19 protein-coding genes and 2 pseudogenes are annotated in these 24,298 nt (G+C 66.2%); 11 read left to right on the plus strand and 10 right to left on the minus strand.

The window, feature by feature from the left end; translation table 11 throughout:
* Positions 1-58: 58 nt before the first annotated feature.
* The 3 genes from GOOTI_RS14740 to metG are packed head-to-tail and all read right to left on the minus strand — an operon-like array spanning position 59 to position 4,043.
* Positions 59-1,261: a GAF domain-containing protein gene (locus tag GOOTI_RS14740; protein ID WP_007239406.1), complete on the minus strand. Its 1,203-nt coding sequence runs from the start codon at positions 1,259-1,261 to the stop codon at positions 59-61.
* A gap of 10 nt (positions 1,262-1,271) precedes the next feature.
* The gene (locus GOOTI_RS14745; RefSeq protein WP_007239407.1) at positions 1,272-2,453 is read right to left on the minus strand and encodes an aminodeoxychorismate synthase component I; all 1,182 of its coding nucleotides are present in this window, start codon (positions 2,451-2,453) and stop codon (positions 1,272-1,274) included.
* A gap of 18 nt (positions 2,454-2,471) precedes the next feature.
* Positions 2,472-4,043 (minus strand): methionine--tRNA ligase, encoded by a 1,572-nt coding sequence (gene metG, locus GOOTI_RS14750; RefSeq protein ID WP_007239408.1) that lies wholly within the window; start codon positions 4,041-4,043, stop codon positions 2,472-2,474.
* Between the two features lie 132 nt (positions 4,044-4,175).
* On the opposite strand from metG, the gene GOOTI_RS14755 reads away from it, so the two are divergent.
* On the plus strand, positions 4,176-5,291 hold the full coding sequence (locus GOOTI_RS14755; RefSeq protein WP_039994162.1) for an alpha/beta hydrolase: 1,116 nt from the start codon (positions 4,176-4,178) through the stop codon (positions 5,289-5,291).
* A 6-nt stretch (positions 5,292-5,297) separates the two neighbouring features.
* Here the strand turns inward: GOOTI_RS14755 and GOOTI_RS14760 are convergent, their stop codons facing one another.
* Both GOOTI_RS14760 and GOOTI_RS14765 read right to left on the minus strand, forming a co-directional pair.
* On the minus strand, positions 5,298-7,652 hold the full coding sequence (locus GOOTI_RS14760; RefSeq protein ID WP_007239410.1) for a glycoside hydrolase family 65 protein: 2,355 nt from the start codon (positions 7,650-7,652) through the stop codon (positions 5,298-5,300).
* Complete coding sequence (locus GOOTI_RS14765) at positions 7,649-8,359, minus strand: HAD family hydrolase (RefSeq protein ID WP_039994163.1); 711 nt, start codon at positions 8,357-8,359, stop codon at positions 7,649-7,651. Before GOOTI_RS14765 ends, GOOTI_RS14760 begins: the two co-directional genes overlap by 4 nt.
* Before the next feature lie 162 nt (positions 8,360-8,521).
* Here GOOTI_RS14765 and GOOTI_RS14770 point away from each other — a divergent pair, with 162 nt between their 5' ends.
* From GOOTI_RS14770 to rsmA, 4 genes are all read left to right on the plus strand, one after another.
* A complete protein-coding gene (locus tag GOOTI_RS14770; protein WP_007239412.1) occupies positions 8,522-9,379 on the plus strand; it encodes a PhzF family phenazine biosynthesis protein in 858 nt (285 codons plus the stop codon).
* A 179-nt stretch (positions 9,380-9,558) separates the two neighbouring features.
* The gene (locus GOOTI_RS14775; protein WP_007239413.1) at positions 9,559-10,557 is read left to right on the plus strand and encodes a TatD family hydrolase; all 999 of its coding nucleotides are present in this window, start codon (positions 9,559-9,561) and stop codon (positions 10,555-10,557) included.
* A 215-nt stretch (positions 10,558-10,772) separates the two neighbouring features.
* Positions 10,773-11,858 carry a resuscitation-promoting factor gene (locus GOOTI_RS14780; protein WP_007239414.1) on the plus strand — a complete coding sequence of 362 codons (1,086 nt, stop codon included), beginning with the start codon at positions 10,773-10,775 and terminating at the stop codon, positions 11,856-11,858.
* Positions 11,822-12,736, plus strand: a complete 915-nt coding sequence (gene rsmA, locus GOOTI_RS14785; protein WP_007239415.1) for a 16S rRNA (adenine(1518)-N(6)/adenine(1519)-N(6))-dimethyltransferase RsmA — start codon at positions 11,822-11,824, stop codon at positions 12,734-12,736. Before GOOTI_RS14780 ends, rsmA begins: the two co-directional genes overlap by 37 nt.
* 100 nt (positions 12,737-12,836) lie before the next feature.
* Here the strand turns inward: rsmA and GOOTI_RS14790 are convergent, their stop codons facing one another.
* Positions 12,837-13,826 (minus strand): TIGR03557 family F420-dependent LLM class oxidoreductase, encoded by a 990-nt coding sequence (locus GOOTI_RS14790; RefSeq protein WP_007239416.1) that lies wholly within the window; start codon positions 13,824-13,826, stop codon positions 12,837-12,839.
* Between the two features lie 82 nt (positions 13,827-13,908).
* On the opposite strand from GOOTI_RS14790, the gene GOOTI_RS14795 reads away from it, so the two are divergent.
* Genes GOOTI_RS14795 through GOOTI_RS14805 form a run of 3 tightly spaced genes read left to right on the plus strand, consistent with a single transcriptional unit; the run spans position 13,909 to position 16,770 of the window.
* Positions 13,909-14,577 carry an HAD family hydrolase gene (locus GOOTI_RS14795; RefSeq protein WP_007239417.1) on the plus strand — a complete coding sequence of 223 codons (669 nt, stop codon included), beginning with the start codon at positions 13,909-13,911 and terminating at the stop codon, positions 14,575-14,577.
* Between the two features lie 32 nt (positions 14,578-14,609).
* Positions 14,610-15,587 carry a 4-(cytidine 5'-diphospho)-2-C-methyl-D-erythritol kinase gene (locus GOOTI_RS14800; RefSeq protein ID WP_039994164.1) on the plus strand — a complete coding sequence of 326 codons (978 nt, stop codon included), beginning with the start codon at positions 14,610-14,612 and terminating at the stop codon, positions 15,585-15,587.
* 46 nt (positions 15,588-15,633) lie between these two features.
* The gene (locus tag GOOTI_RS14805) at positions 15,634-16,770 is read left to right on the plus strand and encodes a lipase family protein (RefSeq protein WP_007239419.1); all 1,137 of its coding nucleotides are present in this window, start codon (positions 15,634-15,636) and stop codon (positions 16,768-16,770) included.
* A gap of 18 nt (positions 16,771-16,788) precedes the next feature.
* On the opposite strand, the gene GOOTI_RS14810 is transcribed toward GOOTI_RS14805, so the two are convergent.
* Positions 16,789-17,421, minus strand: a complete 633-nt coding sequence (locus GOOTI_RS14810; protein ID WP_007239420.1) for a TetR/AcrR family transcriptional regulator — start codon at positions 17,419-17,421, stop codon at positions 16,789-16,791.
* A gap of 19 nt (positions 17,422-17,440) precedes the next feature.
* On the minus strand, positions 17,441-18,781 hold the full coding sequence (locus tag GOOTI_RS14815) for an MFS transporter (RefSeq protein WP_007239421.1): 1,341 nt from the start codon (positions 18,779-18,781) through the stop codon (positions 17,441-17,443).
* Between the two features lie 271 nt (positions 18,782-19,052).
* Between GOOTI_RS14815 and GOOTI_RS14820 the strand changes: the two genes are divergently transcribed.
* Both GOOTI_RS14820 and GOOTI_RS14825 read left to right on the plus strand, forming a co-directional pair.
* Positions 19,053-19,325: a hypothetical protein gene (locus tag GOOTI_RS14820; RefSeq protein WP_007239422.1), complete on the plus strand. Its 273-nt coding sequence runs from the start codon at positions 19,053-19,055 to the stop codon at positions 19,323-19,325.
* A gap of 157 nt (positions 19,326-19,482) precedes the next feature.
* Positions 19,483-21,318 (plus strand): ABC-F family ATP-binding cassette domain-containing protein, encoded by a 1,836-nt coding sequence (locus GOOTI_RS14825; RefSeq protein WP_007239423.1) that lies wholly within the window; start codon positions 19,483-19,485, stop codon positions 21,316-21,318.
* A gap of 30 nt (positions 21,319-21,348) precedes the next feature.
* Here the strand turns inward: GOOTI_RS14825 and GOOTI_RS14830 are convergent, their stop codons facing one another.
* Positions 21,349-22,266, minus strand: coding sequence for an SGNH/GDSL hydrolase family protein (locus GOOTI_RS14830; RefSeq protein ID WP_007239424.1), 918 nt, complete (start codon positions 22,264-22,266; stop codon positions 21,349-21,351).
* Positions 22,267-22,380: 114 nt separating this feature from the next.
* On the opposite strand from GOOTI_RS14830, the pseudogene GOOTI_RS14835 reads away from it, so the two are divergent.
* Positions 22,381-23,721 (plus strand): annotated as a pseudogene (locus tag GOOTI_RS14835) (carbon starvation CstA family protein); the annotation flags it as partial.
* On the opposite strand, the pseudogene GOOTI_RS25210 reads toward GOOTI_RS14835, so the two are convergent.
* Positions 23,722-24,298 (minus strand): annotated as a pseudogene (locus GOOTI_RS25210) (ATP-binding cassette domain-containing protein); the annotation flags it as partial.

Genomic DNA, 24,298 nt, shown 5'->3' on the forward strand with positions numbered 1-24,298 from the left:
CCACCCAACCCGCCGACAGCACCACCCAACCTGCCGACGGCACCAGCCGGCGGCGCGGTCAGTCCGGCACGACGGTGAGCGTCACCTCGGCGGCCAGGCGGTACGGGCGGCTCGAGACCAGGGTGCCGACGACGCGCCGCAGGCGTGACATCTCGGCGCGGACCGATACCTCGTGGGTGGTGTCGCCGAACAGGAATCGGCTCAACTGCGCGGAGGTGAGTCCGGCGCGCCCGGCGTCGGAGAGCAGCAGCAGGATCTGGGCATGCCGCCGCGTGAGAACGATGGTGAGCTGGTCGGCGCCGTCGATCACGTGGATCGACGGCTCGCCACGCAGGTCGAGTTCGATGAGGATCGGACCCGACGGTCCGGCTGGGCGCACGATCCAGCCGCCCGGAACACGTTCGGCGACGCACACGCCCAGACCTGCGACGAACTGCAATTCGCGCTCACTGGGCGGCGCGATCCGAGTCGGTGCGATCACCCCGCGGCTGTCGGCGACGAGGCCGTCGTCGTCGACGAGCAGCGCTGCCTTGAAGGCCGACAACTCTTTTCCGCTCGTTTCGCGCAAGGCGCTGAGCGTGCGCTGGTGTTCGTCGGCGATGTCGCGGGCGCAGAACTCGGCGACCGACGCGGCCAGCATGAGGGTTGCCGGTTGCACGGCGCTCGCGCGGCCTGCGAAGGCGATCACGCCCACCAGGTCGCCGCTGATCCGGTCACTCACCGGGGCTCCCGCGCAGTACCAGTCACCGAGTGCGTACGCGTAGTGCTCGGCCGGATAGACGCGTTGTGGCCGCGGATCCGCGAGCACCTGACCGACGGCTGTCGTCGCAGCGGACTCCTCGTCCCACCGGGCGCCCTCGCTGATGTGCAACGCCTGTGCCTGGTCGCGCAGGCGGGAATCGGACTGTCCCCAGAGCATCACTCCGTCGGCGTCGAACATGCCGTACACGAGGTCGGACTCTTCGGCGCTCGCGTCGACGACGGCCCGGGCGGCCGGCGACGCGTTGCGCAGCGCGCTCCGTTCGCGTCTGCGGTCGAGTTCGTCGTCGCTGACGACCGTCGGTTGGTGGGTGTCGCGTCGCTGTCCGCGTTCACGTGCCCGTGCCCACGATTCGAGGACCGGCGTCGGCGGCGTGTAGCCCTCGGGGTAGTGGTGTGGTGTGTGGGTCGACCCGACTGCCTGGTCGATGATGGCGAGGCGGATGTCGGCGAGATCGGCCGTCGTCTCAGCTGCCTGCCTCACCGCAGCGGCCCGGTCCATACGGACAAGGTTAACCGAGCACCGTCGGGTGTGCGTTGACCACGCTGGCGGCTTTGTCGAGGCATTCCTGCCACTCGCGACCCGGGTCGGAGTCCGCGGTGATACCGCCGCCGACGCCCAACGCGATCGCACCGTCAGCAGTGATCTCGACAGTTCGGATTGCGACGTTGAGATCGAGCAGACCATCAGGTCCCGCCAATCCAACCGCACCGCAGTACACGCCGCGTGGATCGCGCTCCCATTGCGTAAGCAACTCCATGGCCCTGAGTTTGGGTGTTCCGGTGACGGATGCCGGCGGGAACGTCGCGTCGAGCAAGGCCAGGTTGCCGACCTCGGGCGGGACCTGCGCCGAGACGCGGGAAACGAGATGCCATACGCCCGGCGCGCCGACCACCTCGAGCAGCTTCTCGACGCGCACCGATCCGGTGCGTGCGACACGCCCCAGATCATTGCGGACGAGGTCGACGATCATGACGTTCTCGGCGATGTCCTTCGACGACGCCGCCAGCACGGTCGGGTCCTCGTGGGCGGCGATGGTTCCTTTGATGGGGGCTGAGACCACGCGGTCGCCACGTCGGGACAGGAACGTCTCGGGTGAGAAACTCGCCACCGAACCCCAATCCCCCTGCAGGAAAGCCGATTTGGCCGGCCGGGTACGCGCAGCCAGGTCCGCGAAGAACGCGGACGCCGAGCCGGTGAGTGTGCCGGAGAAACGGGTACACAGGCATGCCTGGTAGATCTCACCTGCGCCGATGGCGTCGAGACACAGTCTGATCGCACCGACGTGTGGCCGGGCGTCGGGCACGTTCCAGTTCGCTACCCACTCCTGTACTCGCGGTTGGCCTGTGGTGCCGGTCGCCGCCACGGCGTCGACCACCCAGCCGGGTAGCGGCTCCTCCGACGTACTGACGTGATGCCACCGTCCCGCCCGCAGCACCAACAGGTGATCGGTCAGCCCACCGGCAACCGTCGGTAACGCCGATTCGACGCCGCGCACCGGAAAACCCAGGTATCCCAACCAGAATCGGTCCGGATGATCGGGAGGTGCGAGGTGCGGTCGCACATCGACCGACGGGGCGATGACCGCGTCGGCATCCCACCAATCGCCCACAAGTGCTGCAGGCGGGGGTAATCGGCGACGTGTGGTCGTCGCGTGCAGGGATCGCAGCAGATCGGTTGCGGTCGGCGTCACCGCGTCGTCACACCTCGCTCAGGAATCGCGACGAGGAAAGACGACCGTCGGTTTGGGCAATTCGGTTCCTGGCACGAGTCGGTCGGCGGCGGCAGTGAAATCGCGGTCATCGCCGACGGCCAGCAGATCGAGCAACGTGTTGCACGAGGCGGGCATGACGGGTGCGGCCAGCAGGGCCACCACCCGGACAACTTCCGCACACACGTAGAGAACCGTGCCCGTCCGCTCGAGGTCGGTCTTCGCGAGCTTCCACGGCTCCTGCGCGGAGATGTACCGATTCGTCTGCGCCAGAACCGACCACAGAGCCTCCAGGCCGAGGTGGATCGCCTGGACGTCGAAGTGTGCACGCACCCGCGGCAGCAGTTCACTTGTCGCATTAAGGATCTCGGCGTCGGCGTCGGTGTAAGCGCCCGGCGCGGGCACGGCGCCGTCGAAGTACTTACCGATCATCGACAGCGTGCGTTGCGCGAGATTGCCGAACTCGTTGGCGAGGTCGGCGTTGACACGCGCGGTCATGCTCTCCGCCGAGTACGAGCCGTCCTGGCCGTAGGGCACCTCCCGAAGGAGGAAGTAGCGCAACTGGTCGAGGCCGAACTCGTCGATGAGGTTGTCGGGGTCGACGACGTTGCCGATCGACTTGCTCATCTTCTCGCCCTTGTTGAACAGGAACCCGTGCGCGAAGACCCGCTTGGGCAGTTCGATTCCTGCGCTCATCAGGAACGCGGGCCAGTACACGCAGTGGAATCGGATGATGTCCTTGCCGATCACGTGCAGATCGGCGGGCCAATACCTGTCGAATGTCGCCTGATCGTCGGGGAACCCCACACCGGTGAGGTAGTTGGTGAGGGCGTCGACCCAGACGTACATGACGTGGTCGGGGTGGCCGGGAACCGGAACACCCCAGTCGAATGTGGTGCGCGAGACCGACAGATCGGTCAGTCCGCCCTTGACGAAGCTGATCACCTCGTTGCGTCGGACGTCGGGGCCGATGAACTCCGGGTGCGACTCGTAGAGATCGAGGAGTTTGTCCTGGTACTTCGAGAGTCGGAAGAAGTACGTCTGCTCCTCGGTCCAGGTGAGCACGTGACCGTTGTCGGAGGCGACGCGCTCGCCGGCGTCGTCGACCGTGGTGTCGGCCTCGGCGTAGAAGGTCTCGTCGCGGACGTCGTACCAGCCGGAGTAGGTGTCGAGATAGATGTCGCCCGCGTCGGCCATGCGCTGCCAGATCACCTCGGACGCCCGCTTGTGGTCGTCGTCGGAGGTGCGGATGAAGCGTTCGTAACTCGAGCCGAGGCGGTCCTGGAGCTGCTGGAACCGGTCGGAGTTGCGCCGGGCGAGCTCTGCGGTCGGGATGCCTTCCTTTTCTGCGGTCTGCTGCATCTTCTGCCCGTGCACGTCGGTACCGGTGAGGAACCGCACGTCGAATCCGTCGAGCCGTTTGAACCGTGCGAGAGCGTCGGCCGAGATGTACTCGTATGCGTGCCCGATATGCGGAGCGCCGTTGGGATAAGCGATCGCCGTCGTGATGTAGTACGGACGGCCCGCCCCGTGTGATGTGCGCGTGTCGGTGCTGGTCAGGTCAGTGGGCATAGTGTCTGTCAGGATACTTGGTGGCGCGCGACGCCGGTCGGTGGCGTCGGCCGGCGGCTCATGACCCCCGGGCTCGGTGCAGCGTGTGACGAGGCGGGCGTCGGTGACGTCGACCTCACGTATCCTGACGCCATGGTGATGGCAGATCGACCCGAGGTGGAGACCGCATCCAAGCCGATCGCGGCGTTGACGATGGTCGGACTCGGGGAGAGTCTGCTCAACGGCCTCGCCCGTGTGCCCTTCTCGAAGCCGTGGAAGGGTCCGTCGGGGCTTCTCGACAACATCGGCCAGGCCGTCACCCGAAACACGATTCGTGCGTTCATGGGCTACTCGATGGGCCTGCCCATCGAAGAGTTCCGATCCATGGAGAAGGCACTCGACGACATCTGCAACACCATTCTGCCGCCCGTCATCGAACTCGCGGGCAAGGTCGAGATCACCGAGGACACCATCAACGGCGTTCCCGGCATCTGGTGTCGAGCCAAGGCGAGTTCGGACGCCTACGTCGACGACGACGAGAGCAAGGAAGCGATCGGCGCCACCATCCTGTATCTGCACGGCGGCGGATATATCGGTACCTCGCCCATCATGTACTCCGCGTTCGCCGCAGCGCTCGTCCGCATCACCGGCTTCGAGATCTTCATCGCCGACTACCGCATGGCGCCTGAATTCCCCTTCCCCGCAGGTGTTCTCGACGCCGCTGACGTCTACCAGGGGCTACTCGACAGAGGGATACCCGCCGAGCACCTCATGGTGGCTGGCGATTCCGGCGGCGGTGGTCTGGCGACCTCGCTGATCAGCTACCTGCACAACAAGGACATGCCGCGGCCCGCCGCGTTGGCGCTGTTCTCACCCGAGATCGACCTCGATCTCGACAACGCGTCGGTGACCGAGAACGCCAAGTACGACATCCTTCCGTGGAGCATTCCCGTCACGCCCTACCTCCACGGCGTCCAGCCCAACGACGTGCGGGTGTCGATCGTCTACGCCGATCCCAGCCCGGACTGGTTCCCGCCGACGTTCGTGTGTTGGGGTGAGGACGAGATGTTCCGCGACGGAATCCGTGAGTTCGTCGGGAAGCTCGAGGCCAACGGGGTTCCGGTGTACGGCATGGAAGGACGCGGAATGTTCCACGTCTTCCCGATCCTCATGCCGTGGGCTGAGGCCTCGAAGGACGTACTGCGCAGTCTCCGCGAGAGGATTGCGCGCAACATCGCCGCCGATCCCGAGGCCAAACCGACCCACTGACGCCGGTCAGTCGCGGTGATAGGGCTCGCAGCCGACCGGGGCCTTGGGTGGCTCACGGTGCTCGATCTCGGCGATGTCCTTGGTGACGGGATGCTCGTCGGTCAGGGTGAACTTCTCCCCGTGGTGTGAGAGGTCGATCTTCGGACCGGACAGCAGCCGGTAGGTTGCCGTCTGCTTGTCGACGGCGACGACGATCTTGGAATCGCGCACCGTCATGCGGAACGACATGTACGTCAGCCGTGGTGGGAGCCGCGGCGCGAAGGTGATGTGTCCACCGAAGTCACGCATCCCACCGAATCCCGCGACGCAGTCCATCCACGCGCCCGCGAGGGCGGCGATGTGCAACCCGCTGCTCACGTTGTTGTGCAGGTCGTGGAGGTCGGTGAACACCGACTCCGCCAGCAGGTCGTAGCTCAGGTCGAGGTACCCGACCTCTGCTGCGGTGACCGCTTCGCAGCACGCCGACAATGACGAGTCGCGAACTGTGAGCGGGTAGTAGTAGTCGAAGTTGCGGAGCTTCTGCTCCTCGGTGAACGCCCGTCCGAACATGTACATCGCGAACACCAGGTCGGCCTGCTTGACCACCTGCTTGCGATAGAGGTCGTAGTACGGATAGTTGAGCAGCAGAGGGTATTTGCCCACCGACGCTGCGAAATCCCATGCCCCGAGGAGTGTGAACGCCTCGCACTGCTGGTGCACACCGAGCGCTTCGTCGAAGGGGATGGTCATGTCATCTGCACACGATTCCCAGTGCGCCGCTTCGGCATTCGTCACACCGTACTTCTGTGCGAGGTCGGGCCGGCGATGGACCCACGCCACACCGTCGCGCAGCGCGAGCTGTGCCGCGAGGTTGGTGAACACGTTGTTGTTCACGACCGCGGTGTACTCGTCGGGGCCGGTCACACCGTCGAGGCGGAATCGTCCGTTGACGTCATGGTGTCCGAGGCCGGCGAAGAGGCGTGCGATCTCGACGAGAAGTTCGACGCCGCACTCGGTTTCGAACTGCTCGTCGTCGGTGGCCCGCATGTACCGTGCGGTCGCGTTGGCGATGTCGGCGCTGACGTGCACGCCTGCGGTACCGGCGGGCCAGTAGCCCGAACACTCGTCGCCGTTGATGGAGCGCCACGGGAACATGGCGCCACGTTGCCCGAGCTCGGCTGCGCGCGACTTCGCCTTGTCCATCGTCGAATGGCGCCACCGCAATTCCTCACCTGCCGCGGCCGGCACGGTGTAGGTCAGCATGGGCAGGATGAAGCTCTCGGTGTCCCAGAACGTGTGGCCGTCGTATCCGGGGCCTGTGAGTCCCTTCGCCGGGATGGCACGTGACTGTCCGCGCGCTCCCGCCTGCAGGACGTGGAAGAGGGCGAACCGCACCGCCTGCTGGACCTCGGCGTCGCCGTCGAGTTCGATGTCGGCGTCGCGCCAGAAATCTTCCATGTAGGCGATCTGCATGGCCTTGAGCGATTCCCAGCCGGTCTCCATCGCCATGGCCAGCGCGGCGTCGACCTGGGCGCGAAGCGCGGGCACCGACCGCCGTGCCGACCACCCGTAGCCGATGTACTTGGTCATCTTCAGCGTGGTGCCCTGCGGGACGTTGGCTGCGATGGTGAGTCGGGCCAGATCGTCGTCGGCGCGGATGAAACTGTCTGCGGCGCCCGGAAAATCGATCTGGTGATCCATGCCCGCAGCCATGTGGAGTCCGGACTGTTTGGTGTGGTGCACCAGAATGCCCCAGTAGTTGCGGCACGTGGCGAGGTCGGAGACCAGCGGAGACTCCAGGGCCGCGGCCAGCCGCGGATCGTTGCCGGGAATCGGAATCGGCTCGTTGGCAAGCAGATCCGACTGCAACACGAGCTTCATGTCCTCGCCGATAGGCTCCACCTCGTAGTGGATCGCGGCGATCGTGCGTTTCGTGAACGACACCAGCCGCTCGGACTTGATGCGCACGGTGCGGCCGGTCGGCGAGGTCCAGAGGGTGTTGCGCCGTAAGGTGCCGGTCCGGAAATCGAGGGTCTGCGAGTGCTCTTCGGTTCTCCCGTACCGCAGATCCATCGGCTCGTCCTCGACGAGCAGTCGGATGATCTTGCCGTCGGTCACGTTCACGACAGTCTGACCGGATTCCGGGTAACCATAACCACTTTCGGCGTACGGCAGGTCGCGCAGTTCGTAGAAGCCGTTCAGATAGGTGCCGGGATGATCGACAGGCTCGCCCTCCTCGAAGCTGCCACGAAGTCCAATGTGGCCGTTGGAGAGTGCGAACAAGGTCTCGTTGCGGCCGAGCGCGTCGAGATCGACTCCACGCCAGTGCAACTGCCAGGGATCGATGTCGAATCCTGTGGTCTGTTCAGTGGTGCGGCTCATGCGGGGATCATCTCATCGAGGTCGTTGACGACGACGTCGGCTCCTGCAGTGCGCATGGCCTGCGCCTGATTGCCGCCGACCCGGTCGATGCCGACGACGTAGCCGAAGTGCCCGGCCACACCTGCCTGCACCCCCGAGATCGCGTCCTCGAAGACGGCGGCTGCGCTCGGTTGGACCCCCATCAATTCTGCCCCCAGTAGAAACGAGTCGGGCGCGGGTTTTCCGCGCAGTCCACGTGCGGCCGTCTCCTGGCCGTCGACACGCACTTCCACGAATTTCGCCAGGTCCGCAGCGTCGAGCACCGCTTCTCCGTTCTTCGACGAGGTCACCACTGCTATGCGTAGTCCCGCGTCCTGGGCCGCTTGCAGGTAGCGCACCGACCCGGGATAGGGATTCACGCCGTCGGATTCGAGTGTGGCCAGGAACATCGCGTTCTTGCCCGATCCGATCTTCTCGACCGTCGCATCGTCGACGTCGTCGATTCCCCGTGACGAGAGGAACGCCCGCACGCCGTCTTCGCGTGGACGACCGTCGACATAGTCGAGGTAGTCCTGATCGGTGAACGGGACGAAGTCGTCGCCGTCGCGGGCGCGCAGGAAGTCGTCGAAGGCGGCCTTCCACGCAACGCGATGCAGGACGGCAGTACTCGTGAGAACGCCGTCGAGGTCGAATAGGGCGACCGAGATCTGTTCTGGCAAACCCAACACGTCCGACACGCTACCCGTCCGGGGAGTGCATGGCGCGGTATGCGCGCCGAGTCGATGTCGGCACTGCGGCCGCGAGGCGCTCCACCGGGAGATGTTCACGGTGTGGGGCAGTCAGCGGCAATTCGCTTTACAACGTCCGTGTGCGGCGGTGAGCATGGAGTCATGTCTTCGACGCAGGGATCGCGGCGTTTCGCCCAGGTGGATGTGTTCAGCTCTAAACCGTTGCGCGGCAATCCCGTTGCGGTGGTCATCGATGGCGACGGGGTCTCCGACGACGAGATGGCGGCGTTCGCTCGCTGGACTAACCTTTCGGAGACCACATTCATCCAGTCGGCCACCGATCCTGCGGCCGACTACAGACTGCGCATCTTCACGCCCGCGGGTGAACTCCCGTTCGCCGGCCACCCCACCCTCGGCTCGGCGCATGCCTGGCTGGCCGCAGGAGGTGCGCCGCGAGGGTCGAGCATCGTCCAGGAGTGCGGTGTCGGACTGGTGTCGGTCAGACGCGACGGTGATCGGGTCGCTTTCGCGGCGCCGCAACTGCGACGGTCGGGGGCCGTCGAGGAGGCGCTCGTCGACGAGGTCCTGCCTTCGCTCGGTCTGTCCCGCGAGCACGTGCTGGCGGCGGAGTGGATCGACAACGGGCCGCCGTGGTTCGTCCTCGAACTCGACTCGGCGCAGCGGGTGCTCTCGGCGGAACCCGATCTCGCCGCGCTCGCGGCCTACGACGTCGGGCTCCTCGGTCGATACCCGTCTGGCCACCCGGACGATCCGAACGTCGAGTTCGAGGTCCGCGGCATCGCCGGTGGGGCAGGCGTCGGAGAGGACCCGGTGACCGGAAGCCTCAACGCAGGCATCGCGGTCTGGCTCCGCTCGACCGGGCGGGTCGGCGAGAGCTACGTGGCCTCGCAGGGCACCGCACTGCAGCGCTCGGGTCGCGTCTACGTCGACGACGACGGTGAGAACATCTGGGTCGGCGGCCACTCGACCACGGTCATCAGCGGGACTGTGCACCTCTGACCGCCGGGGCACCGGTTGACCGCCGAGGGCACCGGGCAGGTCGTCGAGGGCATCGGTTGACCATCGAGGGCACCGGTGAAGCGTCGGCGATTCCCGGTGCTGTCGGCGCGCAGCGTGGTGCTGTCGGCGTGATCTGTGGTGCTGTCGGCGTTAGGAGCGTCACCTCTAGAGTCGTGACCATGACGGAGGAAGCACAGGGTTCAGCCCGTCCGGCCGGTTCGAAGTCTGTCGCACCGCAGGACCCCGACACCGCGCAGGCCCCCGACAGCGCCGCGCAGGCCCCCGACAGAGCAGAGCGCACCGACAGCGCAGAGCGCACCGAGAGCGCGAAAGCGGCGAAGAAGCGTCGTCGACGTGAGCCGCCGCCGGACCCGACGCCGCTGTACGGGCTGATCGACGCGCACACTCACCTGGCTGCATGCGGCGGACGGTCACCGGAGACCGTCCGCGCGATCGTCGATCACGCCGAGAGTGTCGGGGTCGAGACGGTGATCACAGTTGCCGATGACATGGTCGACGCCCGCTGGGCGGTGTCCGCCGCGGACTGGGACGACAGGGTCTATGCCGCGGTCGCGCTGCATCCGATGCATGCGGACGATCTCGACGACGCGACCTCACGCGAGTTGGCACAGATGGCCGAGCACCCCCGGGTGGTCGCCGTGGGGGAGACGGGCCTGGATTACTATTGGCCCGCCCGGTCCGACGACTGCGCGAAGCCCGAGATCCAGCACGAAGCGTTCCGCTGGCACATCCGGCTCGCGAAGAGCATCGGCAAACCGCTGATGATCCACAACCGCGAGGCCGACCGCGATGTGCTGGACATCCTGGCTGATGAGGGCGCTCCCGACACCGTGATCATGCATTGCTTCTCCGGTGACCAAAACGTTGCCCGCGAGTGCGTCGAACGCGGTTACTACCTGAGCTTCGCGGGCACTGTGAGCTTCGCCAATGCCTCGTCGTTGCGTGACGCCGCTCGCGTCGTCCCCGACGAGCTCATCCTCGTCGAAACCGACGCCCCGTTCCTGACGCCGGATCCGTATCGGGGACAACCCAATCAGTCATACTGTCTGCCGTACACGGCCAGGTCGCTCGCGTCGACGCGTGGAGTCGACGCCGAATCGTTCGGCAGGACGCTCGGAGACAACGCGCGACGCGCCTACCAGCTACCTTTGCGGTAATCGCCCCGTCTCGTTATCGTATTGTGATCCCGCGTGAAGGTGGGCGTCGATCGACCGGATGAACCGGTCATCCTCGGGAGTGATCCCGAGGCGATGAGGCCGCAAGACGAGCCTCGAGGGGCACGCCCTTCTGACGCCTGACGCGGGTTGACGTTGTTGCCGATCAGGATGCCTGGACCTTGTCTGTACTTGCCAAAATCCATAACTCAGAATCGATGCGCGCCCGTGTGGCCGTCGGTGCCGTGCTCGCCACCCTCACTGCGGGTGGCATCGCCGGTGTCGCGATGCACAAGAACGTGACGCTCGACGTCGACGGGCACACGATGAAGATCTCGACCATGTCGATGTCGGTCGACTCGGTGCTCCGCTCACAGGGTTACACGCCTGCCGCGGGTGACCAGGTCAGCCCCGGACCCGATTCGGGATTCGGAGACGGCAGCACTATCACCATGAAGCGACTCAAGACCGTCGTCCTCGACGTCGAGGGTCGTAAGGAGCAGGTCAAGACGACTGCGGTGAAGGTCGACGAACTGCTCGCCGAGAAGGGTCTCGCCCATGGCGAAGAGGACGCCAACTTCTCGGTGGACGGGTCCATCCCGGTCAGCGGTGCCGTGGTCGACGTCACGCTGCCCAAGCCGGTCACCGTCGTCGACGGCGGAACCCGCTTCACGACGACCGTCCCCGCATCGACCGTCGCCGAGGCATTGACCGCAACCGGCAAGCCGCTGTCCGACGAGGACAAGGTCACGCCGGCCGCGGACACCAAGGTCACACCGAACATGGTCATCGACGTCACCCGCATCCGTACCGAGCAGGACACCGTCCTCGAAGACGTCGCGCCGCCGGAGAACAAGCAGGACGACCCGACCCTCGTGCGCGACAAGAAGGTCGTCGTGAACCCGGGCAAGCCGGGACGCGCGAATGTGACCTACAACGTCACCATCGTCAACGGCAAGGTGGTCAAGCGCGACAAGCTCTCGGCAGATCAGATCGCAGCCCCCGTGGCCGCAACCGTCAAGATCGGCACCAAGGAAGGCGCTCCCGACGTGCCGGACGGCTCGGTGTGGGACCGTCTCGCGCAGTGCGAATCGACCGGCAACTGGGCGATCAACAACGGTAACGGCTTCTACGGCGGCATCCAGTTCGACCAGAACACCTGGGACCGCTGGGGTGGCCAGGAGTACGCACCGCGTCCTGATCTCGCCTCGCGCGAGGAACAGATCGCGATCGCACAGAAGACCCTCGCGGCACAGGGGTGGGGCGCGTGGCCGGCCTGCTCGTCGAGTCTGGGCCTGCGCTGACAGACGACGCCGCGGGCGGCGCGACCGTCCCGAGGCTGCTCGGTCCGGCACAGATCCGACAACTCGCCGCCGAGCTCGACGTCCGTCCCACCAAGACCCTGGGTCAGAACTTCGTCCACGACGCGAACACTGTTCGACGCATCGTCACGGCATCCGGAGTCGGTCCTGACGACACGGTTCTCGAAGTCGGTCCCGGACTGGGTTCGCTCACACTCGCATTGCTCGGCGCAGCAGGCCGGGTGGTCGCCGTGGAGATCGATCCGAAGCTGGCGCGGCGACTACCGCGCACTGTCGAGGAGTTCGCTCCGCAGCGTGTCGATGCACTCGACGTGGTCACCGCCGACGCCATGGCGGTGACCACCGCCGACCTTCCTGTCACTCCGACCGCACTCGTCGCCAACCTGCCGTACAACGTCGCGGTGCCTGTCCTGTTGCACCTCATGGCCGAATTCCCCACGATTGCAACGTCACTTGTGATGGTGCAGGCCGAGGTGGCCGATCGTCTCGCTGCCGGGCCGGGTTCCCGCGTCTACGGGGTGCCGAGCGTCAAGGCGCGCTACTACGGCGACGTCGCTCGTGCCGGGGCGGTGGGGCGCAACGTGTTCTGGCCGGAGCCGAAGGTCGAGTCAGGTCTCGTGCGCATCACGAGAACAGACCCCTACGTGGACGAACCAACCACGCGAGCAGAGGTGTTCGCTGCCGTCGACGCCGCTTTTGCGCAACGTCGCAAGACGATGCGCTCCGCGCTGGCGACATGGGCCGGCTCTCCCGCCGAGGCCGAACGTCGATTGCGTGCCGCAGGTATCGACCCGCAGATCCGCGGCGAGAAACTCGACGTCGGCGATTTCGTGCGTCTCGCGGCCGTCGAACCCGCCTGAGCTGCCGACCGTGCGCTCGGGACCGTCGACTGGGCGCTCGGGACCGTCGACTGGGCGCTCGGGACCGTCGACTGGGCGCTCGGGACCGTCGACTGGGCGCTTACCCCGCCGCTGACCGCAGCTTCGCCAGCAGTGGCTCGGCGGCCTCGTCGAAGAAGGCCTGCTGCGAGTCGGCGCCGATCTGGACGAGTGCGACATCGGTGAAGCCCGCTTTCCAGTACGCGCTCACTGACTCGACGATTGCATCGAGGTCGGGTCCACACGGGATCGACGCCGCGACGTCGTCTGGGGTGACGTACTGTGTCGCGGCGGCGAACCCGGCGGTGGTGCGCAGGTCGGCGTTGACGTCCCAGCCGCCACCGAACCAGCGGAACTGTTCGTGCGCACGCTTTTTCGCGACCTCGGGATCAGGATCCCAACAGATCGGGATCTGGCCGATGGCCCGCGCGTCCGCACCGATCGTGGGCGCGTCGTCGACGTCGTTCCACAGGGAGATCAGCGACTCCTCCGGTTGTACGGCGATGAGGTGGTCGGCGATCGGCGCGAACTGCCCGATACCGCGTTCGCCCGCGACGGCGACACCGATCGGCACACCGTCGTCGGGGACGTCCCACAGACGCGCGGAGTCGACCTGGAAGAACTCGCCCCGGTAGTCGAGCAGACCGCCGTCGAGCAGTGCGCCGATGATCTCGATCGCCTCGGCCAGCATCTCTTGCCGGTCACCGACCGACGGCCAGCCCTCGCCGACAACGTGCTCGTTGAGGTTTTCACCGCTGCCGAGCCCGAGAGTGAATCGACCCTCCGCGAGAAGCTGCAGCGTCGCTGCCTTCTGCGCGACGACGGCCGGGTGGTAGCGCATCGTCGGACAGGTCACATAGGTCATCAGCCCGACGCGCTCCGTGGCGTGCGCGATCGCGCCCAGCACAGTCCACGCGTAGGGAGCGTGGCCCTGCGCCGACAGCCAGGGGGAGTAGTGGTCGCTGGACACCTCGAAGTCGAAGCCCGCGGCTTCGGCGCTCACCGCATCCCGGACGAGTTGTCGGGGTCCGGCCTGCTCGGTCATCAGGGTGTAGCCGAATCGAATTGCCATGTCGTGAACTCCATCGGTCGCGATCGTCGAGATTCTGACAGGGTGGAAGAGGGGGCCGCCTGCTGGACCGTGAGGAGATTCGATGACGAAAGATGTCAGCTCAGATGCCGTGGACACCGTGCTCCTCGATGTCGACGGTACGCTCATCGATTCGACGTACTGGCACGCTTACGCGTGGCAGCGTGCGTTCGCAGGGCGCGACTTGACGCCTCCGTGGTGGCGGATTCACCGTGCCGTCGGCATGGGTGGCGACCTGCTCGTCGGAGAATTGTGCGGGCAGCGGGTCGAGGACCAACTCGGCGACCAACTGCGCGACGAGTGGGCCGATCGATACCGCGAGGTACTGGACAAGGTGCAACCGTTTCCGCGGGTGCGTGAACTGGTCGCAGGGCTGACCGACGCGGGCTACACGGTGGCACTCGCGTCCTCGGGCGCACGCGAATTCACTGATGCCGCTCTGGAATTGATCGGCATGACCCGCGACGACTTCGCAGAGGTCACCAGCTCGGACGACGCTGAGCAGTCCAAACCCGCCGCGGATCTACTGCATGCGGCTCTCGACGCCGCGGGCGGATCGCGCGCGGTGCTCGTCGGCGACAGTGTGTGGGACGTCGCCGCGGCCAACCGGCTTCCCGGCCCGTGCGTGGGGGTGAAATCAGGCGGCATCGCGGCGGCAGAACTCCTCGACGCCGGGGCGGCGCTCGTCGTCGAGGACGTCGCAGCGCTCGTCGAGCGGCAGTGGCGCCCCTGACAGCGGACCGCAGTCTATTACGCTGGAACATTGTGTCTCCTACGTCGTTGTCGGTCGTGTCCGACGCCGTCCGCGTGCGGGTGCCCGCCAAGGTCAACCTGCACCTCGGCGTCGGACCGCTGCGCGCCGACGGCTACCACGATCTCGTGACGGTCTTCCAGGCGCTCTCGATCTACGACGACGTCTCCGTCGCGCCGGCGACGGACCTGAGTGTGTCGGTGACCAGGGACAACGGCAAGGGTGTCGGCTCACGTGAGGTGGCCGACGTTCCGGTCGACAACTCCAATCTCGCTGCACGCGCGGCCATCGCGCTCGGTGCGTGCGTGGGTAGGGAGCCTGCCGTCTCGATCGACATCGTCAAACGCATTCCGGTCGCCGGCGGGATGGCGGGCGGCAGCGCGGACGCCGCGGGAACTCTCGTCGCCTTGGCAGATCTCTGGAAGCTCGACATCGAGCGCGCAGAACTCGTCGAGATCGCCGCGGGACTCGGCAGCGACGTCCCGTTCTCGTTGCGGGGCGGGACGGCACTCGGCACCGGGCGCGGCGAGCAGCTGGTGCCCGTCCTCGCCCGCGGAGACCTGCACTGGGTGCTGGCGCTCGCGCGAGACGGGTTGTCGACGCCCGCGGTCTACCGCGAGCTCGATCGGCTGCGCGACAACAGCTCTCAGGAGGTCGCGACCGGCGACATCGATCCCGAGACTGCGCATCCCGACGCACTCATAGCCGCGCTGGCCTCCGGTGACGCCCGCGCTGTCGCAACTCATCTCCACAACGACCTGCAGCGAGCCGCGCTGAGCCTGCAGCCGACGCTGCGTCGAACACTGCGCGCAGGCATCGATGCGGGTGCACTGTCGGGAATCGTGTCCGGTTCCGGACCGACGTGCGCATTCTTGTGCGCCGACGAGATGTCGGCGGTCAATGTCGCAGCCGAACTGTCGGGTGCTGGCGTCGCGCGCGCGGTGCGCACCGCGAGTGGGCCGGTTCCCGGGGCGCGTGTGAGCGATGAGTGAGCGTCGCCGCCGCTATCCTGTGCGGGTGCGAGCGCGACGGAGGTGGTTGGGGCGCGGGGTCGGCGCACTCGTGACCTCTCTCTTCTGCGCGTCGGGTCTGTTCGCGATCTCGCCCCACGCGACCGCCGACGATCTGCCCGCGGGCGGGACGATCATCACCCGCGATCGGGTGCCCGCGGCACAACTACCGCCCGGCGCCGCTGCCGCCGAACGCGTCGAATATGTGACGCGTGATCAGGCCGGACGGATCGCGCCGTCGTCGGGGATCTATTGGATTCCGCAGGGCACGCCACCGCCCGGTGGGTGGAAGATCGTCTCCTGGGCGCACGGCACCACCGGGATCGGCGACAACTGTGCGCCCAGTAAGACCAAGACCGGCCCGGGAGTCGACGCCGCGGTCACCGCAGCACTGAAGGCGGGTTACGCGGTCACGGCAACCGACTACGCGGGCCTCGGCACGGCCGAGCAGACCGAGTACCTCGGTGGACGCGCGGCCGCGCATTCGGTTCTCGACATGATTCGGGCAGCGCGCTGGGAGGAATCCCGGTTGAGCAACGACTGGGTGTCGATGGGTCACTCGCAGGGCGGGCACGCGGCCCTGTTCGCCGGTCACATGGCGCGCAGCTACGCTCCGGAACTGCGATTGCACGAGGTGATCGCGGCAGCGCCCGCGTCGGGCATCGAGTCCGTGTTCAGCGCCTTCACGCCGCGTGTGCCGAGCTTGGGCAAGGGCAACGTCGTCGGCGGACTGTTGCTGTTCATCCTCGCAGGTCTCGATCACGCACGACCCGACCTGCATGTTCGTGACCATCTGACGACCGAGGGCGAGAAGTACCTCGAACTCGCGCACGAGAAGTGCTCGGGTGACTTCTCCGAAGCGATGCGGGCGGTGTCACCGGGCTCGCTGGTTGCGCGTGCCTTCACCGACAGGACCTTCACCGACGCTCTCGAGGACTACATGTCGATACCGACAGAGGGGTGGAAGGTGCCCATCCGCATCGACCACGGAATTTTCGATCCCGTTGTCCCATACGCGTTTTCAGCGGCCCTGGTTCATCGGCTACGTGCGTCGGGTGCCGACGTCTCGTTCGTCACGCATCCGCGAGCCGATCACACCAGCGTCGTCACACAATCCCTCGACGACGAGATGCGTACGGTTTCGCAGGCGTTCTCGCAGGACTAGCGGGCGATGGAAGCGTGACTAGCCAAGGGCATGAGGAGCTGGCCTGTCAGGGTGAGTGAACAGGCGGTCGAGGTGGTCGTCGACAACCGATTTCGCTGATTCGGCAGTGTGTAGTCCGAGCAACAACGCGGTGCTGAGACCGTGCTCGAGTGCGATGAGATGCCACGCCTCGGTCGCGGGATCGCGGTCGCTGTTGAGTTCTCCCGCTGCCCTGGCATCGTCGAGTAGTCCGGTCAACCGTCGATGTGAGTCGCGGGGCCCGGCAACGAACGGTGCACGCTCGACGGAGTCACCGGTCAGCGTCAGGGTCAGGTAGTCGCGGTAGACGAGGTGGAAGCGGCGGCTCTCCTCGTCCGTCGGCAATGCTTCATCGATGTAGGCCTCGATCATCTCGCGCGGCGTCGCGTCGGCCCCCAATTCCTCGATGCGGCGCCGCCAGCGGGAGTCGCTGCGTCGGGTCAGTTCTGTCAACGTTGCTGCGAGCAGATCGTTCTTCGTCCCGAAGTAGTACTGCACCAACCGAAGTGAGACTCCTGCCGAGGCTGCGGCGGCGCGCATGCTGACCCCGCGCAGTCCTTCGCGCGCAGCGAGGCGAAGGACACCGTCGATGATCTGTGTACGTCGCTCCTCGTGATCGACTGTGACCGACATCGCTGCGCCCTCCGTGGTCCTACCGTGATGTCCCGTTGACCGTGTACAGCACTGACGTTGCGGCAACGACCACCATCGCGGCGGCCATCGTCGTGAAACCGACGGTGAAATCGCTGTACCCGGCGGTCAGCGGCGTCAGTGCCGCCAGTCCGAGCGCCCCGCCGAACTGTTTGGCCGTGTTCATCATCCCCGACGCCGCGCCCGAATCGTCAGGGGCCACACCCTGCGTCGTCAGTGTGGTGAGGGGCGTGTTCACCACACCCGCACCCACGCCGATCACCAGCGACGGTCCCAGCACCGCGGTGAGGTAGCCGCCGCTCGCGGATACTGCTGCCAGCCAACAGAATCCGGCTGCAGCAACCAGTGCGCCGAAAGCCACGAGCGACGATGCGCTGACGCGTTCCATGGCACGTGGAGCGCACATCGTTCCCACGACCATCATCGTCGCCGCCATCGGGACGAAGCCGATGCCGGCCGCAAGGGCCGACATGCCCATCGATGTCTGCATCACATAGGTCAGGAACAACCAGATCGGAGCCTGAAAGCACATACCGGTGACAAGGGTGAGGAAATTGGCGAACACCACGGTTCTGTTGCGCCACAGTGATTTCGGTATCAGTGGTGCCGAGCTGCGGCGCTGCTGCGCTGCGGCCGAACCCGCGGCGACGAGTGCGAGTGCGGCTGCACCCGAGGCAACAACGACCGAACCTCCATCGGCCTGCGCCACGGCCAGTGTGCACGCGCACAGCGTGATCGTGATCAGGACGGCACCGACGACGTCGATGCGGGTAGGAGTGTGTGTCGTGTCGTCGAGGACGTGACGGGCAACAGCGATGACGAGAATGCCGATGGGCACGTTGACCAGGAAGATCGCACGCCAGGAGAGAAGATCGGTGAGTGCGCCGCCGATGATGTTTCCTGCCGCACCGCCCACCAGGCTCACTGCAGTCCATACTGCAATCGCAGTGGTTCGCTCTGGGCCTACCGCATACGTGCGGGTGAGCACGGTGAGAGTGGCAGGCGACGCCACGGCCGCTCCGACACCCTGGATGGCGCGTGCGGCGACGAGGACAGCGCCGCTGCCCGCAAGGCCCGCGATGGCGCTGGCGACGACGAAGACGGCGAGGCCGCCGCACAGGGTCGCCCGCACGCCGCGCACATCGGCCAGTCGACCGCCGACGAGGAGGCCGCCCGCGAAAACGAGCGCATAGGCGGTCGCCACCCACTGGACACCGGCGCCGGACATGCGGAGTTCCGATTGCAGTGCCGGCATGGCGACATTGACCACCGAGACGTCGAGCACCAGCATCAGTTGGGCCGTCGATGCGACGACAAGGGGCGCTGCGCGCACGCGCACCATGGGAGCTCCTTCCGCGACGGATGCGTTCGACCGACGGACGTGGTCGTGATACACATGTATCACCCCGTGTGATACATGTGTATCACACGGGGTGATCGTCACGCAGGATGCCGAGTCCAGTCGCTGAATGCGCCGATCGTGCCGCCGGATATATGCACATGACCTACATGCCGGACTCGCCGGAGTATGCTCGCGGGAGACGAAGAAATCGCGGTAGACAAAGAAATGGTGGTCCACTATGCGAGAAGCTTTGCGTCGACTTCCTTTATCTATGATCGGCTATGTCCTCCTGCTGGCAGCGGCTATGCTGCTCGGCGCATTCGTCTCGCTGTTGGCCACCGAAGGTGGGGGTGTGGCCTGGGCATTCGGCGCCGCGATGCTGATCGCACTGATCGTCAGTGCGGTCTGCTTCCGAATCGAGTACATCGAGAGCAAAGACAATGAGCCGGGTGACGAGACGATTGTCAACGCTCAACCGCTGATTCCTCCCGAGGAGCGGTCGGATATTTCTCAGTACAAATCCGAGCACAAGCGAAATGTGTGATCTGAGCTTTCCGTAAACCGCACATCGCCTCGGCATGTTGTAGGTGCATCGCGGCAGTGTCGGCGGCACCGACGCCGCGTGCGGAGACGGCGGGTTCGGAGTTGCGCTGCCGAGTCCGCCTCCCGGCCACCCCGCCCGACATTGGTAGCCTCGACCGGTGCCACCTGCCTCGACCTCCGCGCTGATCAACGCGGACCGCATCAGCAAGAGCTACGGAATCAAGCCGTTGCTCGACGAGGTGAGCCTCGGTGTGCACGAAGGACAGCGGATCGGCGTCGTCGGACTCAACGGCGGCGGTAAGACCACCCTCCTCGAGATCCTCGGCGGCGTCACCGAACCCGACAGCGGTCGTGTGTCGCGCACGGGTGGGACGCATGTTGCGGTGGTCACTCAACGCGGCGAACTGCCCGCGGGTGCAACCGTTTCCGACGTCGTGGTTGGCGATGACACCGAGGTCCACGAGTGGGCGGGCGACGCACGTGTGCGCTCCATCCTCGCCGGGATCGGTATCGACGGACTGTTGCACGCGCGCGTCGACGAACTCTCGGGTGGGCAGCGGCGTCGTGTTGCGCTTGCGGCGGCACTCGTCACCGATTCCGATGTGCTGATCCTCGACGAGCCCACCAACCACCTCGACGTCGAGGGGGTGCAATGGCTTGCAGAACACCTCGTCTCGCGGCGCGGAGCGCTCGTGGTGGTCACCCACGATCGCTGGTTCCTCGACACGGTGGCGACCAGGACATGGGAAGTCCACGACGGGCAGGTCGACGAGTACGAGGGCGGCTACAACGACTGGATCTTCGCCCGCGCGGAGCGGGCTCGCCAGGCCGACGCCGCGGAGGAACGTCGGCAGAACCTCGCACGCAAAGAGCTCGCGTGGTTGCGACGCGGCCCACAGGCGCGTACCTCCAAACCGCGCTACCGCGTCGAAGCGGCAGAGAAGCTGATCGCCGACGTTCCGCCGCCCCGCGATTCGGTGGCGCTGTCGGCGTTTGCGCGGCGTCGACTCGGGCGCGTGGTGATCGAACTCGAGGACGCCCACATCGAGACACCCGCGGGCGAGCACGGCGAACCCGGCAGAGTGCTGCTCGACGATCTGACCTGGCGCCTGGCGCCGGGCGAACGCGTCGGACTCGTCGGAGTCAACGGATCAGGAAAGACGACGCTGCTGCGCGCATTGGCGGGCGAGGTCGACGTCGCGCCGGGTCGTCGCGTCGAAGGCCTCACCGTGAGCCTCGGGTGGCTGAAGCAGGAGCTCGACGACCTCGACCCGGACCAGCGCGTCATCGACGCGGTCGAGTCCGTGGCCACACGAATCATGCTGGGCGACAAGGAGATTTCAGCGGCACAGCTGGCTGAGCGGCTCGGATTCCCACCCGCACGCCAGCGCACACCGGTCGGCGACCTCTCCGGCGGCGAGCGACGGAGGCTGCAGCTCACCCGCATCCTCATGGCGGAGCCCAATGTGCTCCTGCTCGACGAGCCGACCAACGATCTCGACATCGACACACTCCAGCAACTCGAAGACCTCCTGGACAGTTGGGCGGGCACCCTCGTCGTGATCAGCCACGACCGCTACCTCATCGAGCGCATCGCCGACAGCACCTGGGCGCTCTTCGGGGACGGGAAACTCACCAACCTCCCGGGCGGCATCGAGCAATACCTGCAGCGGCGCAAGGAGATCGCCGCATCCAGTACCGGAGACAACCGGTCCGCAGTGCTCTCCGGAGCGGGCGGAGCGACCGGTGCCGATGACCCGACGCCGCCGACGATCAGCGCCGCCGAACACCGCGAGGCGCGCAAGACGATGAACCGGCTCGAGCGTCGCATCGCGCAACTGACGGCCAGGGAAGAGCAACTGCACGTCGAATTAGCCGACGCGGCAACAGATCCCGATCGACTCGTGACGTTGGGTGCCGAACTGCGTGGTGTCGTCGACGAGAAGGACACCGCTGAAATGGAGTGGCTCGAGGTCGCCGAGCAGCTCGAATAGTAGTGCGGGCGTGTCTGTTCGAGCGCCTCGTCAGCGTCGGATCGCCGCATTGACCAGGGTCGCGACACCGATCGAACCGGCCTTGTTCAGGTGGTAGGGATACGCGATGCGGTTGCTCAGACTTGATTCGTACCACGACGCCAGGCTGCACGGATCATGGCCCGCGGACGCGCGATTGACGTCGACGAACCGGCCGTCGACCTTCGCGGTCGCGCGAGCCAGCGCCCGATTGGCCTGTACGAACACGCCGTTGAGCCACCGGACGTCGGGATCGCTGATCGGTACGAGTGGCCAGCACCCGTGCGTACCCATGAAGCCACCGATACCCACGACCACGATCTGAGCGCGCGGGGCCTTGCGGCGGACAGCGGCGAGTGCGGTCGTGACGGCGTCTTCCATGATCGAGATGCGCCTGTTCGCGAGCGCAGCCAGGGCGCGGTTGGAGCGGCAGTGTCTGTCGCCGAGCGGCTGGATACCGCACGGACCGACGATGCTGCCCCACGCCATGTCGTTGCCGCCGATGCTCACGGTGACGAGCTGCGCATCGGACGGCACCGACCACACCTGGGGCGGTTTGTATCCGCCACTGGTCTGCTGCCCGACGCGGTAGAGCTGCTCCGACAGCGCGCCTGCACAGGAGACATCGACGAAACGCCGCGGCAGCGTCAGCGCCGCGACGACCGTCGGATAGTTCAGCGCCGACCGCTTGCATCCCCCGAAGTAGCCGGGCGTCGGGGTGAAGAAGCCGCCCGACGCCCGGGAATCACCCAACGCGACATAGGTGCCGCCGGAATAGCGCACGGGAGTAGCGCTGGCAGGTGCCGCCTCGGCCGATGGTGAAGCGAATCCGCCCGTCCCCAGCAGGGCAGCGGCGATCAGAAGTACGAGGGCGATCGTGGCGAACGGTCTTCTCGGAAGCCGCGAGGAAGTGAGCTCACCATGTTGCACGCAATGAACTCTAGTTTGCGTGGCGCACATTTTTAGGATGCGGCATGAATCACAGCTTCGTGAGTAGAGTGAGCCGCGCGGCATATCGGTTCTCTCCGGGAAGGGTGGTGTGCGATGACAGCCACATCAGAACCGTCGACGACGACGCGTGACGAGTTCCCCGACGTCGAGTTCGTCCAGACGGACCGGGACCTGCCCCCGGTCGCGGTGATCGACCGAAGCCCGATGACCCCCGCGAAGAAGGCCCTGTTTGCGGTGATCGGGCTGCTGGGGGCCGTCGCATGGGTGATCATCGCAGTCGTCCGGGGTGAATCGGTCAACGCGGTCTGGTTCGTCATCGCAGCGCTGTGTACCTACGTCGTGGCCTACCGCTTCTACGCCCGACTGATCGAGATGAAGGTCGTGCGACCACGCGACGACGTCGCGACCCCCGCCGAGGAGTACGACAACGCCCGCGACTACATGCCGACCGACCGCCGCGTGCTCTTCGGCCATCACTTCGCCGCGATCGCAGGCGCCGGCCCACTCGTCGGTCCGGTGCTCGCCGCGCAGATGGGTTACCTGCCCGGGACGATCTGGATCATCATCGGCGCAGTGGTCGCCGGCTGCGTGCAGGACTACCTGGTGCTCGCCATCTCGACGCGGCGCAGAGGGCGCAGCCTCGGCCAGATGGCCCGCGACGAACTCGGCACGGTCGGGGGCACGGCGGCCATCGTCGCGGTCCTCGTCATCATGGTCATCCTGATCGCGGTGCTCGCACTCGTCGTCGTCAACGCGTTGGCCGAGAGTCCGTGGGGCGTCTTCTCCATCGCCATGACGATCCCGATCGCACTGTTCATGGGCGTCTACCTGCGGTATCTGCGGCCTGGCAGGATCAGCGAGGTCTCGGTGATCGGCGTCATCCTGCTCTTGTTGGCCATCGTCGCCGGACGCTACGTCGCGGAAACGTCCTGGGGGCAGGACTGGTTCAGTCTGTCGCCGGTGGTGCTCAGTTGGGCGATCATCATCTACGGCATCGCCGCCGCAGTGTTGCCTGTGTGGTTGCTGCTCGCACCGCGTGACTACCTGTCGACGTTCATGAAGGTCGGCACCATCGCACTGCTGGCCATCGGCATCCTGGTTGTCCGACCGGTCATGAAGGCGCCGGCGGTCAGCGATTTCGCCTGGAACGGTAACGGACCGGCATTCGCCGGAGCATTGTTTCCGTTCCTGTTCATCACGATCGCCTGTGGCGCACTGTCGGGATTCCACGCGTTGATCGTGTCGGGGACGACACCCAAACTGTTGGCCAAGGAGGGGCAGGCGCGGATCATCGGGTACGGCGGCATGCTCACCGAGTCGTTCGTCGCCATCATGGCGCTCATCACCGCATGCATCCTCGATCAACACCTGTACTTCGGGATGAATGCGCCCAAGGCGTTGACCCAGGGCACCGACCAGGGAGCCGCCGACTACCGCATCGATCGTTTCGCGGTAGTGGGAGTACGGACCGCCGAACACGCGCACCTGTCCGTGGTAGAGCTCGAGTGTGGAGTCGACGAGCTCGAGTAGCTCGAGGTCGTGCGACACGATGAGCGTGGTTCCCGCGAACTTGTCGATCATCTCGAAAACCCGTGCGCGTGAGTCGGTATCGAGGTTGTTCGTCGGTTCATCGAGAAGCAGGACGGCTGGACGGTGAATCACTCGCGACACGATGGCCAGCAGCGTGGCCTCTCCGCCGGACAGCGTCCCGACCGTCCTGTCGAGGTCGGTCGGCAATCCCAGCGCCGCCAGTTCCGACACCGCGCGAGCCTCGATGTCCCAGTCGTCGCCGACGGTCTCGAAGTGCGCTTCGTCTACCGATCCCGCCTCGATGGCCGAGATGGCAGCCCGGATCTCTTCGATGTTCAGCGCCGAGGCGACGGTCTGGGTGGCGTCGGCGAAGGCGTGCTGGGGAACGAGCGCGACGTCGCCGGTGGTGATGGTTCCGGAGGTGGGGACGAGTTCGCCCGCGATCAGCTGCAGAAGTGTCGTCTTGCCCGCGCCGTTGGCG

It is taken from the genome of Gordonia otitidis NBRC 100426, assembly GCF_000248075.1.
GTDB lineage: Bacteria > Actinomycetota > Actinomycetes > Mycobacteriales > Mycobacteriaceae > Gordonia > Gordonia otitidis.

Excerpts from the sequence above, each read along its gene's own strand:
- GOOTI_RS14740 (WP_007239406.1), bottom strand. The coding sequence starts at position 1,261 with ATGGACCGGGCCGCTGCGGTGAGGCAGGCAGCTGAGACGACGGCCGAT.
- metG (WP_007239408.1), bottom strand. The coding sequence starts at position 4,043 with ATGCCCACTGACCTGACCAGCACCGACACGCGCACATCACACGGGGCG.
- GOOTI_RS14755 (WP_039994162.1), top strand. The coding sequence starts at position 4,176 with ATGGTGATGGCAGATCGACCCGAGGTGGAGACCGCATCCAAGCCGATC.
- GOOTI_RS14760 (WP_007239410.1), bottom strand. The coding sequence starts at position 7,652 with ATGAGCCGCACCACTGAACAGACCACAGGATTCGACATCGATCCCTGG.
- GOOTI_RS14770 (WP_007239412.1), top strand. The coding sequence starts at position 8,522 with ATGTCTTCGACGCAGGGATCGCGGCGTTTCGCCCAGGTGGATGTGTTC.
- GOOTI_RS14775 (WP_007239413.1), top strand. The coding sequence starts at position 9,559 with ATGACGGAGGAAGCACAGGGTTCAGCCCGTCCGGCCGGTTCGAAGTCT.
- GOOTI_RS14780 (WP_007239414.1), top strand. The coding sequence starts at position 10,773 with ATGCGCGCCCGTGTGGCCGTCGGTGCCGTGCTCGCCACCCTCACTGCG.
- GOOTI_RS14790 (WP_007239416.1), bottom strand. The coding sequence starts at position 13,826 with ATGGCAATTCGATTCGGCTACACCCTGATGACCGAGCAGGCCGGACCC.
- GOOTI_RS14795 (WP_007239417.1), top strand. The coding sequence starts at position 13,909 with ATGACGAAAGATGTCAGCTCAGATGCCGTGGACACCGTGCTCCTCGAT.
- GOOTI_RS14810 (WP_007239420.1), bottom strand. The coding sequence starts at position 17,421 with ATGTCGGTCACAGTCGATCACGAGGAGCGACGTACACAGATCATCGAC.
- GOOTI_RS14815 (WP_007239421.1), bottom strand. The coding sequence starts at position 18,781 with ATGGTGCGCGTGCGCGCAGCGCCCCTTGTCGTCGCATCGACGGCCCAA.
- GOOTI_RS14820 (WP_007239422.1), top strand. The coding sequence starts at position 19,053 with ATGATCGGCTATGTCCTCCTGCTGGCAGCGGCTATGCTGCTCGGCGCA.